This is a genomic window from Tissierella sp. P1, from assembly GCF_002266425.1.
In the GTDB taxonomy this organism is placed as follows: domain Bacteria; phylum Bacillota; class Clostridia; order Tissierellales; family Tissierellaceae; genus Tissierella; species Tissierella carlieri.
Window position 1 is genome coordinate 1 of sequence record NZ_NPMN01000048.1, and the last position, 19,584, is coordinate 19,584.

The window sequence follows — 19,584 nt, forward strand, 5'->3', positions numbered from 1 at the left end:
CATCACAAGTCTCGATTCTTTTTTATGTTGAGTTTAGAAGAAATCGCAGTTACAGAATATAATCACTAATAGTAGAAAGAAGAATAATAATGAGCTATTGTTTTCACATTCTCTTCCGCCTAATAAATCTGACATAAAAGCACCTCCCATTTAAATTATAATTGGGGAAAGTAAAGGGTGTAATAATAGAATATGAGGGATAGTGAAAAAAGGTTAATTATATTTTTAAGGAGATATTATCTGGCAAAATTGAAAAGGTGATAGAGCCAATTAAAAATGAATTAGTTTTAGGCTGAATTTAAGCTTAATTATGTTGAAGATTGAAAAAGGATAGGAACTGTTATACACAGAATATGTCTAATTTATCATTAAAGGTAAATAATTAAAGGCAATTTGCTTTATAATTACATACAAGACAAATTTCCAGTATAATTTATCTAACCTATAGGATTTTCAATTAAGGTAGCAAATATAACTTCATGGAAATGACCATCATCCATTGTAGTTCTAGCTGTAACAAGATGAACATGTTTTCCGCCTCCTACAGGAATAGCGGGACCAGTTTCAGTTGCAAGCTCATGGTGATGATTTATAAAGAAATCGGTGTTTGTAAATAATCCATGCTTATGATTTCCGCCTTGTATTGGGATAACCTCACTTGTAACTCCTGCAAATCTGTGATTATGACGATCTTCACCTTGTTCAGCTAATCTAGTACTACCTAAAAATTCATGAACGTGAGTTTGGCTACCTTCTTCTTCGGGAGGGCAACGATTAAAACTTTCAGTATCAAAATATTCATAGGATTCTATACTTGTAATATCCATTAGGAGCACATCCTTATTTATAATTTGTAAATGTATATACACAAGCAATGTTTATTAGGCTTGTATATAGTTTACATTATATTATATTAAGGCGTAGGTATATTTGATACAGAAAAATAAAATTTAAATATGAAGATATAAAGTAAGTATAGTCGATGGAATTTTAAAACTTTATGGATGATAAATATACTATTGATGAAAATAGTTGATACGTTATAGTTTGAACAAAATATAATATCACTATTAAAATATCAAAAGAATAGTGTTCTCTAAAAAATAAATAGCATGACATTTAAACCATCTTAATCACTCATAAACTTGTATTTAAGTTAATAACATATAAATATAGCTATTAATTATAGGGGGTATCTTGATGGGATATTATGTTAGTGTAGAGACAGATGTAAAAGTTTATGTAGAAGATCTTAATCCAGAGGGTTATAAGACCATAGTTTTTTACATGGTTGGCCTGGAAGTCATGAATTATTTGAATATCAATTTGATCAACTTCCTAAAAGAGGATATAGATGTATTGGAATAGATCAAAGGGGATTTGGTAAGTCGGATAAACCGTGGAGAGGATATGACTATAATCGGTTAGCCGATGATGTTAGATGTGTAGTTGAAACTCTTAAATTACATGATTTTATACTTGCGGGTCATTCAACAGGCGGAGCAATTGCTATTAGATATATGTCTAGACATAATGGATATGGAGTATCTAAACTTGCTCTTTTTGCAGCAGCGGCTCCAAGTCTTATAAAACTTCCTAATTTTCCTTATGGTATAGATAAAGAAACTGTGATTAAAATTATTGAGGGAACATATAATGATAGGCCTAAAATGTTGAGTGATTTTTGTGATATATTTTTCTTTCAGTATATAACTCAGCCTTTCTCTTACTGGTTCTTACAATTAGGATTACAAGCGGCAGGATGGTCAACCGCAGCTATTGCAAATACTTGGCTGAATGAAGAGTTGTTTTATGATTTGGGAACAATAAATGTCCCAACACTGATTATTCATGGTATACACGATAAAGTCGTTCCATTTGAATTAGGTGAGGTACAAGAGAGAAGCATTAAAAATGCCAGACTTATACCGTTTCAATATAGTGGGCATGGATCATTCTATGATCAGAAAGATAAATTTAATGAAGAATTGATGAATTTCATTGAGGAATAAAGTTTTTAAGATAGAGCTTACTAAATAGAAGAGTTAGAAGTAGACAGTTTATTTTAGTGCCGTATTATTCATAAAAGAATTTTACGGTATTTTTATGCTACTTATGTTAGATAACTATTGAAGGTGCGAAGACATTGTGTTGAAAATTGATTAATATTATATCTATAAAGCAAGAATTTCTATACTATATAAAATATAACTAATATGCTATAATCTCTTTGTAAGTAAGTCGTCATAGTAAAATTGAGACATATTCACTTTTGATATGCCTTATTATAATTTCAATAAATACAAATGGTTTAAATCTAAAGATGTTGCAAGGAGGGGTTAGATGTCACAAAGAGGATTATATTCATATAACTTTAATGGTAGTGAACGTATAGAGTTTAGATTAATTACGACCAAAGATTCGATTGAAGAATTAACTCAGCTTCTTAATAAATCTTATAAGATTTTAGCTGATATGGGTCTTAAATATGTAGCAGCTACACAGGAGGATAGTGTAACATTAAACAGAGTGAGAAATGCCTACAAATGTTATATTGGTATATATCAGAATAGAATTGCTTCAACAATATCTCTTTATAGTCCAGAACACTCGGATAAAAGTAGTTGGTATAGTAAAGAGTTTGTGGCCAAGATTGGACAGTTTGCAGTTGCGACTGAATTACAAAAATACGGAATTGGTGGTAGAATGATGGACATTGTTGAAGAAGAGGCTAGAAAAATAAATAATGTGAGAGAGATTGCGTTGGATACTGCTGAAACGGCATATCATTTAATTGATTTTTATAGAAAAAGAGAGTACAGATATATAGAAACTATTGAATGGGGTGCAACAAATTATAAGAGTGTAGTATTAAGCAAGAAATTATATTCTTATTAAATACATATATATTAAAATACATATATATTAAAACTAAATAATCATTGTTTAGGAACTAATTATATGATATTTTACTAACATTATAAATCTTATATTGACTAGATTAAATATAGACTAAAGGTTCTAGAAATTCAAGGAAATAAAAAACCTTGAATTTTTCTTTTTTAAAAGTTCTTTCTCTAAGATTAATAGGAGAAATCTGTTATACATTGTAATGTAATCGAAAATGTAAATGTCAAAGAGATGGTTAGTAATAAAGATATGGCATTAGCAAAATATATTTAATATAGCATAATTCGGATTTAAACATATTCTATAAATAAGGGAATAAAAACAGTTAGCTTTGTGGTATTAAGAGAGATTAAGATGACATCAGATCTGGTAAAATTAGTCTTTATTACTAATCTAGAGGACAATGAGATGAATTAGTTTTGAAGTAGCAAAAGGAATACTAAATTATCTGGGAGTTAAGTATGCTAAAGATGAAAAATATCTAATTTTAAATAGGGTTATATGGCAAAGATGTTGAAGCAGCCTTATGAAAGACAAAGTTACTTATATTCCTGCTGGATTTTAAAAAAGAGGATATAAGGCAGGGTGGAATGATGGCAAATTGATTATTAATCATAAGGAGGTCTAACGAATTGATGAACTTAGACATATTAATAAATTTTGCAGGATTAGTGGCTGCGGTAAGTTTAATTGTTCAGTTTACTAAATCTATGGTAAAGAGGAAATTCGGAGATTCTATGGTAAGGATATATGCTCTAGTGATATCCTTAATATTAACCTTTATATTCGCTAGGTCTGGTGGAAGCATAGAAGGAATAACTCTTACTATTATAAATTCAATATTAATCACTATAACAAGTATGGGAGCCTATGAAATGATAGTAGATCCAAAAGCAGAGAAGAGCAAATAGTTATATTGATTAGATTCTAGAATAAAATCTAGAGTCTTTTTTCTGCTTTTAAATCTATTTTAATATGTTTAATAATAAAGAATATTATATAATAGTTAAGTGCAAAAATATAAATCAAGTATTTTACTGAATTTAAAACTAGATATTATTCGATAGAGTGTTATGTTTAAGGTTTATGTAGAGGTGGAAGATATTTATTTCTTAGTTCAAATCTTTATGCATCATATATGTCATTTTAGAATCAAAGATTCTAGATTTGTTATAATCTATTAGAAAGTTTTATTTTCTAAGTTAAACTTTCTGTAAACGAATTCCAAAAACTTCATAAAATTTATTAATGTTTTAAGTAGAAATCTTTTTTATATTTAAATTGAGGTGATGAGATGAATCCTTTTATTCCCCCAAAATCAGCTAATGTAGCCATAGTAGATGGCAGAATAGATAAAGAAATAGAAAATAACTTAAAAAGACTAGGTTTGAAAATAATTAAAACTATAAAATGCCATGAGGTTCATGAAAGTATTGCGTATCATCCAGATATAGTAATTCATCCAATAAATCACAATACTTTGATTATCGCACCTAATGTTTTTGAGTATTATGAAGAAATGTTAAGTAATATGGGTATTAAATTAATTAAAGGAGAAAAATATTTAGATAGTAAATATCCAGAAGATATAGCATATAATGTAGGAAGACTTATAGGAGCAGCTATTCATAATTTCAAATATACTGATGAAGTTTTAAAGTATCATTTAAAAAAGGAAAATATTGATTTTATAAATGTAAATCAAGGATATACAAAATGTTCTTTAGCTATAGTGGGAGAAGATTCAGCTATTACTGCCGATTACCCTATGTATGAAAAGCTAAGAGATTTTGGCTACAAAGTTTTGCTAATTCAGTCAGGATATGTATCCTTAGAAGGACAAAAATATGGATTTATTGGCGGAACAAATGGAAGTTTATACAATGGAAAATCTATTATATCGGGAAGTTTAAATGGACATCCTAATAAAGATGAAATTTTAAATTTTTTCATAAAAAATAATACAAATTTAATTTTTTTTATCGAAAAAAAATATATTAGATATTGGTACTATAATTACTCTATATTGCCATTAAAGTAAGTCTTTATATTGTATATGTCTACTCTCTAGGTACATACTAGTAAAAGAAGGGAGTGATACAATGCAAACTATAAAAATTGGTGGAAATGTAAATAAAGACGAAGTAAAAAATTTAATAAATAGGTATTTCTCCAATTCTAAGGTAAATGTTCAAGAGGAAGACTATGAAGAAAGATATGAATTTTCGCTTTCTTTGGGAACTAAAAAAAACTTAGAAGATATTGCGTTTTATAGGGCTGTTGCTAATTTAGTGCAAGATATTATTTTAGAAATATATATTAAACCAATAATTATGAATAGAGTAGTGAAAATATGCGATGATTATTCGTCTAGTGATAAAGAGGGAATAGTTACCTCAACACATTTAGCAATATTGAACGAGAATTATTATATAAAAGAAAAGAACATGGTTAATGAAGAAATACTTAATCATTTAATAGAAAATAATAGTATTTTAATAGATGGATTTATGAACTTTAGATTAAGAAGATTCATATATATAGTAGATATTTCTGTAGAAAAAGCAATAGGTCAGTTTGAGATAGAAAGAGAGTATCTGGAGTTTTTGAGTATGCTCCAATATTTTGTTGATATACAGGAACCTAAATATGAATTAGTTAATGTTATTATTAAAGAAAACGATTATTTTTTACTAGATAAGGATAATAATATAATTGAAAATGGTTTGTTAGAATATGCGCCAGATGATCAGTGGTATGAAGATATAAGTAAAGCTGACCTTTTAGTCAGCTCGTTGATAGTTCTCTCTCCTATAAAATTAGTGTTGCATGTTGAGGAAGGTAAAGAGAAAGAATTGGTCAATGTGATTTCTCAAGTTTTTAGGGATAAAGTACAGTTTTGTGATGGATGTGATACTTGTAATTTAAAAGCCAAACTGAAAAAGGGCAAGTGAGGAGAAGTTGATTAAATCAGCTTCTTTTTTATTCAATAAGAGATTGGAAAATATTAGATTCTTTTATTTAAACATCCTTGGAAATTATTAATATATCTGTTATTATAATATAAAATGATACATAAGGAGGTATAATATGAGTAAAGATATAGTGAAACCATCGATTTTACCAGGTTTTATGGAATTAACGCCAACAGATCAGATATTATTTAATAAAATGCTAGATACAATTAGACAAAACTATGAAAAATTTGGTTTTCTTCCTATAGATACTCCTGTAATAGAAAAAACAGAGGTGCTTTTGGCTAAAGGTGGAGGAGAAACAGAAAAGCAAATATATAGATTTGAAAAAGGAAGTACAGATATGTCCTTGAGATTTGACTTAACTGTACCTTTGGCTAGATATGTTGCACAGCATTATTCTGAATTAAGTTTCCCGTTTAGAAGATATCATATTGGCAAAGTATATAGGGGGGAAAGAAACCAAAAAGGCAGGTTTAGAGAGTTCTATCAGTGTGATATAGATATTGTAGGAAATGGAACCCTAGATATAATTAATGATGCTGAAATACCTTCTCTTATTTATTCCACATTTAGAGATTTAGGTTTTGATTCCTTTACAATAAAAATAAATAATAGAAAAATGCTAAAAGGATTTTTTAATAGCTTAGATATAGAAGATTCTACTTTTGTTCTTAGAGCTATAGATAAATTAGATAAAATAGGAATGGCAGAAGTAGAAAAGGAATTGGAAAGTCTGGGTATTGCAAATCACAATATAAGGAGAACCAAAGAATTTCTTAATATAAAAGGTTCCAACAACGATATAATAGGAAATCTTGAGGCTTTAAAAATAGATGATGAGACATTTAAAGAGGGACTAGAAGAATTATCTACAGTAATAAAATATATTGATTTATTTGGAGTGCCTGAGAAAAATTATAGAATTGATTTAACTATGGTAAGGGGATTGGATTATTATACTGGAACTGTATATGAAACCATATTAGATGATTATCCTTCACTTGGGAGTATCTGTGGAGGTGGAAGATATGAGAATCTAGCAGAATATTATACTAAGCAGAAACTTCCCGGAGTTGGAATGTCTATTGGTCTAACTAGATTATTTTATCAGTTAAGAGAAGCTAAAATAATTGAAGCAACAGAGAAATCTCTTACTAAGGCATTAATTATACCTATGGATAGTTTTGTGGAGAAAGGTGTTGAAACCGTCAATGAATTGAGAGGAGAAGGTATATATGCTCAGATTTATCTAGAATCAGGAAAAATAGGAAAAATATTTAACTATGCAGATAAGTTAAATATCCCATATGTAATAGTAATAGGACAAGAGGAAGCTGAGAATAATACTTATTCCCTTAGAGATATGAAAACAGGGGAACAAAAAAATATTTCTTTGGAAGAAGTAATTAAGTGTTTAAAATAAAATAATAATGGTATAAATATAAATAATTACTTGACAGATAGATAGGATAATGGTAGAATATAAGTTACTTTAATAATATAGGTGACGATGGGAAGAGTAATATATTATTTCCTTTTAGAGAAAGAGGATCGTGGCTGTAAGTCTTCTTATGAGAAAGATATATGAAAACTACCCCTGAACCGAGTCTGAATAAAGGACTTCCGCTTATTAGCGTTATTTAAATTGAGAAGTAATTAGGGTGGAACCACGAAACTTAGCCTTTCGTCCCTACATAGATATATGTAGGGATGGAAGGCTTTTTTTATGACCTAACACAACGAACGTTAGGTCCTGACGGACACCACTGAATAATACCCTACGGGGTAGAATAAGGTTGTGAGTTGATGTAGGTCAAACGCAATGAGAGCCCAATTTATACGAGCAAGGCGAGTAAATAAATTGGTGTTCGAAACTGCGGAAAATGACCTGATTTAGCCAACGCTAGTGAGCTTTAGTAGGTCAAACGCATCTACGCTGTCCGTTTTGTCTACAACTCGCGAATGCTCGTTGGACAAAAAGGCAACGAACGCCAAATTCATGCGAATGATAATGAGCCCTAAAGGACTACTGAATTATACCCTGCAGGGCAAATTAAGGTAGCAAATGAATTTGTGCAGTGAAACTGGGGGAAATGACTTAATTTGCATGGTAGATAATGTTTTCAATTTTGAAATTAAATAATAGGAGGTTAGATTATGGAAAGGATAAAGATTACACTACCTGATGGTGCGGTTAGAGAATATGACAAAGGTGTGTCTGTATACGATGTTACTAGAGATATATCTGAAGGCTTAGCAAGGGTTGCTCTGGGAGCAGTTGTAAATGGGGATACAAAAGGAATGCAAGAAAATATAAATGAAGATTCTACTTTTAAGGTAGTTAAGTTTGAAGACAAGGAAGGAAAGGCTATATTTTGGCATACATCAGCTCATATTATGGCTCTTGCGGTACAAAAACTTTTTCCAGGGGTTAAATTTGCTATAGGTCCTGCAATAGACAACGGATTCTATTATGATTTTGATACAGAGCATAGATTCACTCCGGAGGATTTAGAGAAGATTGAAGAAGAAATGGCCAAGATAGTTAAGGAAGGTCATATCCTTGAAAGATATGTAATGCCAAGAAACGAAGCCCTTGAGTATTTTAAGGAAAAAGGAGAAGAATATAAGGTTGATTTAATTGAACATTTTCCTGAAGACGAAGAGATATCCTTCTATAAATTAGGAGAATTTACTGATCTTTGTGCTGGACCTCACTTATATGATACAAAGAAGGTTAAAGCTGTTAAGCTTTTAAGTATTGCAGGTGCTTACTGGCGTGGTGATGAAAAGAATAAAATGCTTCAAAGAATTTATGGAACAACTTATGAAAAGAAAAAAGATTTAGAAGAATACCTTCAAATGTTAGAGGAAGCTAAGAAAAGAGATCATAGAAAACTAGGTAAAGAATTAGATTTATTTAGTATTCACGAAGAGGGACCTGGATTCCCATTCTTCCATCCAAAAGGAATGGCATTAAGAAATATCTTAGAAAATTTCTGGAGAGAAGAGCATGTTAGAGCTGGATATGATGAGATTAAAACACCTTTGATATTGAACGAAAGACTATGGCATCAATCAGGTCACTGGGATCACTATAAGGAAAATATGTATTTTACAAATATAGATGATGGGGATTATGCTATTAAACCAATGAACTGTCCTGGATCTATTTTAGTATATAAATCTAAGATGTATAGCTATAGAGATTTGCCTCTAAGATGGGGAGAACTTGGATTAGTTCATAGACATGAGCTTTCAGGAGCTCTGCATGGATTAATGAGGGTTAGATCCTTTACTCAAGATGATGCTCATTTATTTGTATTACCATCTCAAATAAAAGAAGAATTGATTAATATAATAAATTTAGCAGATCATATGTACAATATATTTGGATTTAAATATCATGTAGAGTTATCCACTAGACCTGAGAATTCTATGGGAACTGAAGAACAGTGGGAGATAGCAACAAATGGTCTAAGAGAAGCGTTAAAGGAAAAAGGAATAGACTATATATTAAATGAAGGTGATGGTGCTTTCTATGGACCGAAGATAGACTTTCATTTAGAGGATGCAATAGGTAGGACTTGGCAATGTGGTACTATACAGCTAGATTTCCAAATGCCAGAGAAATTTGATATGAGTTATGTGGATAAAGATAATGAAAAGAAAAGACCAGTCATGATTCATAGAACTATATATGGTAGTATGGAAAGATTTATGGGAATACTGATAGAGCATTTTGCAGGTAAATTCCCAGTATGGCTTGCACCGGTACAGGCGATTATTCTTCCTATATCAGATAAATTCAATGACTACGCTTATGAAATTAAGAAGGAAATGGCAGATAAGGGTATTAGAGTTGAATTAGATGATAGAGCCGAAAAGATAGGATATAAGATTAGAGAAGCTCAATTGCAGCAAATACCTTATATGTTAGTAGTAGGTGAAAAGGAAGTAGAAGAAAAATTAGTTTCTGTAAGAAAGAGAGACGAAGGAGATAAAGGTCAAATCAAAGTTGAAGATTTTATTGACCAAGTAATTGAGGAAGTAAAAGAAAAGAAGAAATAATATTATATCTCTTATATAAAAGTCGTATGTTATGAGGAAACTGACAATGACACTTGTTCATTTAGAAATATGAAGAAGCAGGAGAACAAAGAGTATTTTGTCAGAAGGAGTAATCCAGTGTCTGGGAAAGCTACTTGACAAATAGTTATCCTAAGTGTAAAAACTAATTTAATATTATAGGTATTGATGAGAAGAGTAATATATTGTTTCCTTTAAGAGAGAGAAGATCGTGGCTGCAAGTCTTCTTATGAGAAAGATATATGAAGACTGCCTCTGAACCGAGTCTGAATAAAGGACTTCCGCTTGTTAGCGTTATTTAAATTGAGAAGTAATTAGGGTGGAACCACGAAACTTAGCCTTTCGTCCCTACATAGATATATGTAGGGATGGAAGGCTTTTTTTATGACCTAACACAACGAACGCCAACCTTAATATAGAATTTATCATTGGGAGTGTCCGCTAGGACCAAATTCATGCGAATGATAATGAGCCCTAAAGGACTACTGAATTATACCCTGCGGGGCAAATTAAGGTAGCAAATGAATTTGTGCAGTAAGACTGCGGAAAATGACCTAACACAACGAACATTAGGTCCTAACGGACACCACTGAATAATACTACGGGGTAGAATAAGGTTGTGAGTTGATGTAGGTCAAATGCAATAGAAACCTAATTTATACGAGCAGGGTGAGTAAGTAAATTGGTGTTCGAAACTGCGTAAAACAACAAAACCAAATCTGCAGGCAAATAGTGTTTTCAATTATGAATTGTGTAAGTGGTCTATGGCTATTAATTAAATAATAGGAGGTTAGATTATGGAAAGGATAAAGATTATATTACCTGACGGTGTGGTTAGAGAATATGACAAAGGTGTATCTGTATATGATGTTACTAAAGATATATCTGAAGGCTTAGCAAGGGTTGCCCTTGGAGCAGTGGTAAATGGAGATACAAAAGGAATGCAGGAAATTATCAATGAAGATTCTACTTTCAGGGTAGTTAAGTTTGAAGATAAGGAAGGAAAGGCTATATTTTGGCATACATCGGCTCATATAATGGCATTAGCAGTAAAAAGATTATTTCCCGAGGTAAATCTAGTCATTGGATCAGTTAATGAAGATGGTTTTTACTACGACTTTGATAAAAAAGGGTCATTTAATAAAGAAGACCTTACAGAGATCGAAGAAGAAATGAAAAGAATAGTTAAAGAAGGTCATGATTTAAAGCGGTATGAGTTGAAACAGCAGGAAGCTTTAATGAAAATTGAAAGTTTGGGTGAATCATATAAGGCTGAGTTTATAAACGACCTACAGAAAGGCGAATTAATTTCCATATGTGTTTTAGGTGAATTAACAGATATATGTATAGGGGCGCAACTTATAGATGTCAAGCCAATAAAAGCAATAAAGGTTATGCAAGTAGCTGGTGCTTATTGGCGTGGGAATGAGAATAACAAAATGCTTACCAGAATATATGGTATTACCTTTCCTAAACCTAAGGATCTTAATGATTATTTAAATATGATTGAAGAAGCAGAAAAACGGAACCATGTAAAATTAGGCAGAGAACTGGGACTCTTCATGCAATCAGAAGTAGTAGGTCAAGGTCTACCGCTCATAAAACCAAAAGGAACTTTGATTATAAAGCTTTTACAGCGTTGGATAGAAGATTTGGAAACTGAATGGGGATATAGACAGACTATGACTCCATACATGAGTAAGTCAGCGTTGTATAAGATATCTGGACATTGGGATCACTACCGAGAAGGTATGTTCCATATAGGAGATCCAGATTCTGAGGATGTATTGTCTTTACGGCCTATGACTTGCCCCTTCCAGTTTACTATTTACAATGATGATCAACACTCCTACCGGGAATTACCAATAAGATATTCTGAAACATCTACATTATTTAGGAATGAATCTTCTGGTGAAATGCATGGACTAACAAGAATCAGGCAGTTCACAATATCTGAAGCTCATCTCATTGTGCGTCCAGACCAACTAGAAGAAGAGTTCAAAGGAGTTGTGGAATTGCAGCAATACATTATGAAAGTACTGGGCATTGAAGATGACATTACTTATAGATTCTCTAAACGTGATCCTAAGAATAGGGATAAATATATTGATAATGATGAGGCATGGGATGAAACTGAGCAACAGATGAAAAAGATTCTAGATTCTCTTTCGATTGAATATTCTGAAGCTGAAGGTGAAGCAGCTTTTTATGGCCCAAAACTTGATATACAATGTCGTAATGTTTGGGGAAAAGAAGATACCATAATTACAAATCAAATAGACTTCTCTCTGCCTGAAAGATTTGATATGTATTATGTTGATAAAGATGGGCGAAAAAAACGTCCATATATCATACACAGAACTTCAATTGGATGTTACGAAAGAACTCTGGCAACTTTGATTGAAAAATATTCTGGTGCATTTCCATTTTGGCTGGCTCCAATACAAATAAAGGTGCTTCCAATTTCTGATAGATTCAATGAATATGCTGAAAACATAAGTGGTGTCTTAAAAGAAAGTGGTCTTAGGGTGGAGACTGATTATCGACCAGAAAAAATAAATTATAAAATTAGAGAAACGAGATTAGAAAAAATTCCATATTTTGTAGTCGTCGGACAAAAAGAAGAAAATGAAAATACTGTCGCAGTAACTTCAAGAGAGAATGGTGATGAAGGTCCATGGGACTTAGATATGTTTACAAAGAGATTGGTCAATGAGAATTATATCAAATATAATTACCATAAGAAAACTGGCATTAAGTAATTATTTATAGTGAGAAGTGGATCATGAGGCCATGTCTGTAAATGAGTAAAGCCTTTTGTAGTATAGATGGTAATAACCACAAAAGGCTTTATTTTACAGTTCACCTATTATCTAGTTTGTTTACAGTTTGAAGGAAGAGTTGTAGCTCTTCATTTTTAATTAGTTTCAGTTGCACAGGGTAATGGCTTTTTATAAAGTCTAAAGATATTATCTAATTCATCACTATTTATTGTTTCTTTTTCCAATAGGTTATTAGCAATATAGTGGAGTAAATATTTATTTTCGTCTATAATTCGGAGTGCTTCAGTATATCTTTCATCAGTAATTTTTTTGATTTCAATCCTAATTATATCAGAATTATATCTCATAAAGGTTTCATCTAAAGCCATGGTGCCTAAATTACTCATGCCATAGCTACATACCATTTCTCTAGCTATATCTGTTGCCTTATTTAAATCATCCTTGGCTCCTGTAGTAATCTCTTTAAATATCAATTCTTCAGCAGCCCTGCCAGCCAACAAACAAGTGATTTTATTTTTTAACTCTGATTGGGTTAGCAAATATCTTTCTTCATCTGGAAATTTAAGTACATATCCTAAAGCCTGACCTCTCGGAACGATTGATATCTTTTGAACTATATCAGTTTCAAGAACTTTAGCAACTAAAGCATGACCCGCTTCATGTATTGCTACAGTTTCTTTCTCTTTTCTTAGAACTGTAGGATTTTTCACCTCTAGTCCTGCTAAGACTCTTTCAATAGCGGCATCAAATTCATTGATGGATATAATCGTTTTATTTTTTCTAACTGCGATGATTGCTGCTTCGTTGGCGATATTAGCTAACTGTGCTCCAGATAATCCAGTGGTCTTTCTTGCAATTGTTTTAATATCAATGGATTTATCTAGAGGTTTGTTTTTAGTATGAACTTCTAATATTTGTTCTCTGGCTCGTATGTTAGGATTTCCTACAAATATATGTCTATCAAATCTACCAGGTCGAAGAAGAGCTTCATCTAATAAATCTAATCTATTTGTAGCACCTATTACTATGACAGTTTCATCAGTATTAAATCCATCCATTTCTACCAGAAGCTGATTTAGAGTTTGATCCTTCTCATTGTTAGATTCTAGATTTCTTCTTGCGCCTATAGCATCTATTTCATCTATGAAAATAATGCTTGGGGCTTCTTTTTTAGCTCTTTCAAAAAGTGTTCGAACTCTTTTAGCACCAACTCCTACATATTTTTCTACGAATTCAGATCCAGATGCATAGAGAAATGTTGAATTCGTTTCTCCTGCTACTGCCTTGGCTAGTAAGGTCTTACCAGTACCGGGTGGTCCATGAAATAAAATACCTTTAGGTATCTTGGCTCCCATCTTTCTGTATTTCATAGAATTATTGATAAAGTCTATGGTTTCTTGCAGCTCTTCTTTTATTTCTTCCAATCCTGCTACATCCTTAAAAGATACATCAGATTTATCTTTATCTCTTCCTGTATCTTTTTCAATAGATAAAACAGAGGGGACCAGCTGAGGTTTTGTATCTGTTTTGCTATAGAGAATAAATAGGACTAGAGTTATTACCCAGACTGCTAATCTATCTCCAATTCTAAAGGATGAAAAGCTTTTAGTCGGGAAAAAACCATCATAGATAAGTAAAAAGGATGCAATCAGCCCTAATACTAAAAATAGAAATATTATTTTTTTCTTTTTCAATTTATCCCCACCTTATTTATTTTTCTAAAAATAGTGTAACCATTTAATTCAATTTCTATAAAAGAAAATATTAAAGTTGTAGGAAAATAACAACAAAGGTATAATAATGATAGATAGGAAAGGAGAGGTGATTAAATGAATTACATTAACTTAATTGATGGATATAAGGAAGAAATTGTTAAATCAACTCAAGAAATTATTAGGATTAAAAGTGTGGAAGAAGAAGCTAAACCAAATATGCCATTTGGTGAAGGACCATATAAAGCTTTAGAGTATGCGTTGAAAATATCTAAGGAAATGGGATTTGAAACTAAAAATTTAGAAGGTTATGCTGGATATGCAGAATTTGGAGAAGGCAATGAAACCGTAGGTGTTTTAGTCCACCTTGATGTTGTACCTGAGGGTGAAGGCTGGACTTATCCTCCATATAGCGGAGAAATCCATGATGATAAAATATTCGGTAGAGGCGCAGTTGATGATAAAGGACCGGCTATAGCTACACTCTATGCTATGAAGGCTTTACAAGAATCTGGTCTAACTTTAAACAGAAAGATTAGAATAATATTTGGAACTAATGAGGAAACAGGATGGGGTTGCATGGATTATTATTTTAAACATGAAGAACCCCCGACAATGGCTTTTACTCCAGACGCAGACTTTCCTGTAATCCATGGTGAAAAGGGCATAATAGTATTTAATTTAGAGCAAAAATTAAATTCAAATAGCTGCTGTGGAATTAAACTTGTAGAATTAAAAGGTGGAAATGCACCTAATATGGTGCCAGATCACGCGGAAATTATTTTAGAAATTGAAGAACCAGAAGTTTTCTATAATAAATATAAGTCTTATATAAAAGATAAGAATTATCCAGCTAATATTCATTTAGATAATAATATTGTAAAGATAACAGCTAAAGGAATATCTGCCCATGGTAGTACTCCGGAAAAAGGAGAAAATGCAATCTCTTATTTAATGGATGCTTTATCCAATTGTTTAAGTGGAGAATGTGATCTTTGTGACTTTATCAACCTTTATAATGAAAGAATAGGATTCAAACATTATGGCGAGGGAATTGGGTGTGGCTATGAAGATGATGTATCTGGTAAGCTAAACTTTAATCCGGGGATGATAAAACTAGATGGAGATAAGATTGTTCTGACTATAAATGTCAGATATCCTATAAAGAGCAGTGCAAAAGAAGTATATGATGGAATAAGAGAAAATCTTAAGGGAACAAAAGTAGAGCTGGTAGAAGGTAAGGGGGACACTAAGCCCTTATATGTACCTAAAGATAATTTCTTGGTGGAAAAATTAATGGAAGTATATAGAGCTCAAACTGGAGATTTAGATAGGGAGCCAATTACAATTGGCGGAGGAACTTATGCCAGAGCAATGGAAAATGCTGTAGCTTTTGGACCGATGTTTCCAGGGCAACCAGATGTGGCTCATCAGAAAGATGAATATATTTCTATAGAACATCTGATGAAGATAACTAAGATATATGCTCATGCTTTATATGAGTTGGCAAAATAGTTATTCTACGAGGATTTTATATCTTATATTGAATTATCATAGGATATTTTATTTGAAGATACAGTCTATTGCTGCCATTAAAATTTGAAACTAAATTATAAAATATATTTGACAAACAACTGTACCTAATGTATAATCATATGGTAAACTAAATATGGGGTTTAAGTAGAAGTGTCCGCTTCTCACCTTATAGCTATGCTCATAAGGTTTTAGATAATAAAATAGTCTTATTTACATAAGGCTCATGTTTCTATGAATTTAAGCGGGTATTCTATACCCGCTTTTAATTTTTTGAGAAAACTTAGGAGGTGCTGTACTATCAAAGAGCTTCAAATTAATGAAGAAATCAGAGATAAAGAAGTAAGACTAATTGATGTCGACGGAACACAACTTGGAATTTTACCTATTAGAAAAGCTATGGAGATTTCAGAAGAAAAAAGATTAGATTTGGTAAAGATAGCTCCAACGGCTAATCCACCTGTATGTAGAATAATGGATTATGGAAAATACAAGTATGAACTAGCGAAGAAAGAAAAAGAAGCCAGAAAGAATCAAAAGGTGATTAATGTTAAAGAAATCCGATTAACACCTAATATTGAATCTCATGACTTAAATGTAAAAGCTAAGACAGCTAGTAAATTCCTGGAATCTGGAGATAAGGTTAAGGTATCTGTTAGATTTAGAGGTAGAGAAATGGGTCATACGGAGATAGGTAAAGAGGTATTAAATGATTTTGCTAAACTAACTGAAGAAGTTGGAACTATAGAGAAGGCAGCAAAATTAGAAGGACGAAGTATGGTAATGTATTTAACACCGAAAACGGAGTAATAAAGGAGGTAACATCATGGCAAAAATGAAAACTCATAGAGCATCAGCGAAAAGATTTAAAAGAACTGGTTCAGGTTTACTAAAGAGATTTCAGGCTTACAAGAGCCATAAAACTGGTAAGAAATCATCAAAGAGAGTTAGAAACCTAAGAAAAGGTACTTTAGTGAGTAAAGGTGACCAAAAAAGAATAGATTCAATGATACCATAATAAAACTATATTAGAAATACGGGAGGTACTATAGATGGCAAGAGTAAAGAGAGCTGTTAATGCCAAGAAAAGACATAAAAAAGTATTAAAACAAGCCAAAGGCTATTTTGGAGCGAAATCTAAATTATTCAGAACTGCTAATCAAGCTGTTATGAAATCACTTAATTATGCATATATAGGGCGTAAACAAAGAAAGAGAGATTTTAGAAAACTTTGGATTGCAAGAATTAATGCTGCTGCGAGATTAAACGGAATGAGCTATAGCAAATTCATTAATGGTCTTAAAAAAGCAAATATCGAAGTAAACAGAAAAATGTTATCCGAAATGGCTATACATGATGCAGAAGGTTTTTCCAAATTAGTAGAAATTGCAAAAGGTGCAAATTAGTAAAAATTGCAGAAGCTAAGTTATAGTAAAAGTTCCATTAAGGGACTTTTATTTTTCTTTATTTCATAGTTTACTATGATTATGGAATAATAATATAGGTATATATAACTGGGAGGAGTTATTATGGGGTTTATAAAGAAAAGACTTGAGAGATTTAAATTAGATCCCCCAAGAGTTTTAGCATTGGGATTTGGTAGCCTAATACTTATCGGAGCTATATTGTTAAATCTACCTATAGCTACGCAAAATGGTAAGAGTATTGGTTTTCTCAACGCTTTGTTTACTTCTGCATCTGCTGTGTGCGTTACAGGCCTAGTAGTCGTGAATACTGGCTTATATTGGTCTCTATTTGGGCAAGTTGTAATAATTTTACTTATACAAATGGGGGGGTTAGGATTTATGACCATGGCAACTATTGGAGCTTTGGTTATTGGAAAGAAGATCACATTAAAGGAAAGATTAGTAATAAAAGAACAATTGAATCAGGAAACTATGTCTGGATTAGTTAAATTAACTAAATATGTTATTCTTTCTACCTTTGTTATAGAAGGTATGGGAGCATTACTACTATCGACTAGATTTATACCTATATATGGAACTGTGAAGGGAATTTGGTTTTCAATATTTCATGCTATATCTGCTTTTTGTAATGCTGGATTCGACCTCACAGGAGACAGTATAGCACCATTTGTAGGAGACTTTACCATAAACATGACTATATCAGCTTTAATAATACTAGGGGGTCTTGGCTTTTATGTATATATAGATATCTCCAGAAATAGGAGCTTTAAAAAGCTTAGCCTGCATTCAAAGTTAGTTTTATCTATTACTGGAGTTCTACTCTTGGTAGGAATGATAATAATTCTTCTAATAGAGTATAATAATCCTCTTACTTTGAAACCATTGAATATTTTTGAAAAGCTTATTGCATCATTTTTTCAATCTGTAGTTCCTAGGACGGCTGGATATTACTCTGTTAATCTAGCAGGACTTTATGATACAACTGTATTTCTTATGATAATATTAATGTTTATAGGAGGTTCTCCTGGTTCTACAGGAGGTGGTATAAAGACTACAACTTTTGGTACTCTTATATTAACCACTATTGGAGTAATAAAAGGGAATAAAGACATCGTAGCATTTAGAAAGAGGATATCTTATGATGTCATCAATAGGTCCTTGGCCATATCTACTGTAGGAATGATTTTAATACTTGGAGTATCATTTATTTTAACAGTAACAGAACCAGCGAATTTTTTAGATGTATTATTTGAGACTACGTCAGCGTTTGCAACTGTAGGTTTAACAAGAGGACTTACACCAAATCTTACTGATTTTGGTAAGGTTATGATAATATTAACTATGTATATAGGTAGGGTTGGACCTTTAACTATGGCATATGTTTTTGCTAGAAAAAGTAAGGCTGGTAATTTTAGATATTCAGAAGGAAATATTATGGTAGGATAGAGGGGAGTTATGAAAATGAAATCATTTGCAGTTATTGGATGTGGAAGATTTGGTGCGGCTGTTGCTAGAACTTTATACAGCTTAGGTAATGAAGTCTTAGCAATTGATATTTCTGAGGAAAGAATTAATGAAATATCTGATGAAGTGACTCATGCTGTTCAAGCAGATGTAATGGATGAAACAGTATTAAAGGATTTAGGATTACGAAATTTTGACGTTGCCGTTGTGGCTATTGGTTCCGATATTGAGGCATCAATAATGGCAACGTTAGTTGTTAAGGAATTAGGAATTAAAAGGGTAATAGCAAAAGCTTTATCAGATATCCATGGAAAAGTGCTTACTAAAATAGGAGCTGATAAGGTAATATTTCCGGAAAGAGATATGGGGATTAGGGTAGCTCATAACTTAGCTTCTACTAATATACTGGATTTTATTGAATTATCACCAGACTATAGTATTTTGGAAATTACTGCTCTTAAGGAATGGGAAGAAAAATCTTTGGGTCAGCTAAGATTATCTACAAAGTATGGAATAAATGTAATGGCTATAAAGAGAGGAAATAGTATTAGCGTTTCACCAAATGGAGAAGTGGTAATTGAAAAAGATGATATTCTGGTAGTGATAGGAAGCACTAATGATATTAAGAGAGTGGAACAAAAAGCTGGTGAATAATATGATAGAGATCACTAGTATCAAGAATCCATTG

Annotated in this window: 16 protein-coding genes, 1 pseudogene and 3 other annotated features; of the genes and pseudogenes, 15 read left to right on the forward strand and 2 right to left on the reverse strand. The window is 31.9% G+C overall.

The genetic code is table 11. The features are described from left to right. Positions 1-437: 437 nt before the first annotated feature. Positions 438-827, reverse strand: a complete 390-nt coding sequence (locus CIW83_RS20635) for a YmaF family protein (RefSeq protein WP_094904326.1) — start codon at positions 825-827, stop codon at positions 438-440. 373 nt (positions 828-1,200) lie between these two features. On the opposite strand from CIW83_RS20635, the gene CIW83_RS24030 reads away from it, so the two are divergent. The 9 genes and pseudogenes from CIW83_RS24030 to thrS (CIW83_RS20675) all read left to right on the forward strand — a co-directional run bounded on the left by CIW83_RS24030 (position 1,201) and on the right by thrS (CIW83_RS20675) (position 12,739). After that, positions 1,201-1,368, forward strand: coding sequence for a hypothetical protein (locus CIW83_RS24030; RefSeq protein WP_235601433.1), 168 nt, complete (start codon positions 1,201-1,203; stop codon positions 1,366-1,368). Then, positions 1,341-2,012: pseudogene (locus CIW83_RS20640) on the forward strand (alpha/beta fold hydrolase); the annotation flags it as partial. The gene CIW83_RS24030 and the pseudogene CIW83_RS20640, both read left to right, overlap by 28 nt. Before the next feature lie 331 nt (positions 2,013-2,343). Further along, complete coding sequence (locus CIW83_RS20645; RefSeq protein WP_094904327.1) at positions 2,344-2,898, forward strand: GNAT family N-acetyltransferase; 555 nt, start codon at positions 2,344-2,346, stop codon at positions 2,896-2,898. A 647-nt stretch (positions 2,899-3,545) separates the two neighbouring features. Then, complete coding sequence (locus CIW83_RS20650) at positions 3,546-3,821, forward strand: hypothetical protein (protein ID WP_094904328.1); 276 nt, start codon at positions 3,546-3,548, stop codon at positions 3,819-3,821. A 383-nt stretch (positions 3,822-4,204) separates the two neighbouring features. Further along, on the forward strand, positions 4,205-4,951 hold the full coding sequence (locus CIW83_RS20655; RefSeq protein ID WP_094904329.1) for a DUF6873 family GME fold protein: 747 nt from the start codon (positions 4,205-4,207) through the stop codon (positions 4,949-4,951). 61 nt (positions 4,952-5,012) lie between these two features. Then, complete coding sequence (gene ytxC / locus CIW83_RS20660) at positions 5,013-5,864, forward strand: putative sporulation protein YtxC (protein WP_094904330.1); 852 nt, start codon at positions 5,013-5,015, stop codon at positions 5,862-5,864. 136 nt (positions 5,865-6,000) lie between these two features. Continuing rightward, positions 6,001-7,311, forward strand: coding sequence for a histidine--tRNA ligase (gene hisS, locus CIW83_RS20665; RefSeq protein ID WP_094904331.1), 1,311 nt, complete (start codon positions 6,001-6,003; stop codon positions 7,309-7,311). A 75-nt stretch (positions 7,312-7,386) separates the two neighbouring features. Beyond that, positions 7,387-7,583: a binding site (T-box leader), on the forward strand. Between the two features lie 462 nt (positions 7,584-8,045). After that, a complete protein-coding gene (gene thrS, locus CIW83_RS20670) occupies positions 8,046-9,959 on the forward strand; it encodes a threonine--tRNA ligase (protein ID WP_094904332.1) in 1,914 nt (637 codons plus the stop codon). A gap of 174 nt (positions 9,960-10,133) precedes the next feature. After that, positions 10,134-10,330, forward strand: a binding site (T-box leader). 444 nt (positions 10,331-10,774) lie between these two features. Beyond that, positions 10,775-12,739 carry a threonine--tRNA ligase gene (thrS, locus tag CIW83_RS20675; RefSeq protein ID WP_094904333.1) on the forward strand — a complete coding sequence of 655 codons (1,965 nt, stop codon included), beginning with the start codon at positions 10,775-10,777 and terminating at the stop codon, positions 12,737-12,739. Positions 12,740-12,894: 155 nt separating this feature from the next. Here thrS (CIW83_RS20675) and ftsH read toward each other — a convergent pair whose 3' ends face one another. Continuing rightward, complete coding sequence (gene ftsH / locus CIW83_RS20680; RefSeq protein ID WP_094904334.1) at positions 12,895-14,454, reverse strand: ATP-dependent zinc metalloprotease FtsH; 1,560 nt, start codon at positions 14,452-14,454, stop codon at positions 12,895-12,897. 135 nt (positions 14,455-14,589) lie between these two features. Here ftsH and pepV point away from each other — a divergent pair, with 135 nt between their 5' ends. The 6 genes from pepV (at position 14,590) to CIW83_RS20710 (ending at position 19,550) form a co-directional block, all read left to right on the forward strand. Beyond that, entirely contained in the window at positions 14,590-15,987 is a 1,398-nt protein-coding gene (gene pepV, locus CIW83_RS20685; RefSeq protein ID WP_094904335.1) for a dipeptidase PepV, read from the forward strand. Between the two features lie 157 nt (positions 15,988-16,144). Continuing rightward, positions 16,145-16,282 (forward strand) — a sequence feature (ribosomal protein L20 leader region). Then, positions 16,240-16,815 carry a translation initiation factor IF-3 gene (infC, locus tag CIW83_RS20690; protein WP_094904336.1) on the forward strand — a complete coding sequence of 192 codons (576 nt, stop codon included), beginning with the start codon at positions 16,240-16,242 and terminating at the stop codon, positions 16,813-16,815. Its footprint overlaps the feature before it by 43 nt. A gap of 16 nt (positions 16,816-16,831) precedes the next feature. Beyond that, complete coding sequence (gene rpmI, locus CIW83_RS20695; protein ID WP_094904337.1) at positions 16,832-17,023, forward strand: 50S ribosomal protein L35; 192 nt, start codon at positions 16,832-16,834, stop codon at positions 17,021-17,023. Positions 17,024-17,057: 34 nt separating this feature from the next. Beyond that, positions 17,058-17,411 carry a 50S ribosomal protein L20 gene (gene rplT / locus CIW83_RS20700; RefSeq protein WP_094904338.1) on the forward strand — a complete coding sequence of 118 codons (354 nt, stop codon included), beginning with the start codon at positions 17,058-17,060 and terminating at the stop codon, positions 17,409-17,411. A gap of 123 nt (positions 17,412-17,534) precedes the next feature. Next, positions 17,535-18,878, forward strand: a complete 1,344-nt coding sequence (locus tag CIW83_RS20705; protein ID WP_094904339.1) for a TrkH family potassium uptake protein — start codon at positions 17,535-17,537, stop codon at positions 18,876-18,878. A gap of 9 nt (positions 18,879-18,887) precedes the next feature. Beyond that, positions 18,888-19,550: a TrkA family potassium uptake protein gene (locus CIW83_RS20710; protein WP_094904340.1), complete on the forward strand. Its 663-nt coding sequence runs from the start codon at positions 18,888-18,890 to the stop codon at positions 19,548-19,550. Positions 19,551-19,584 lie beyond the last annotated feature (34 nt).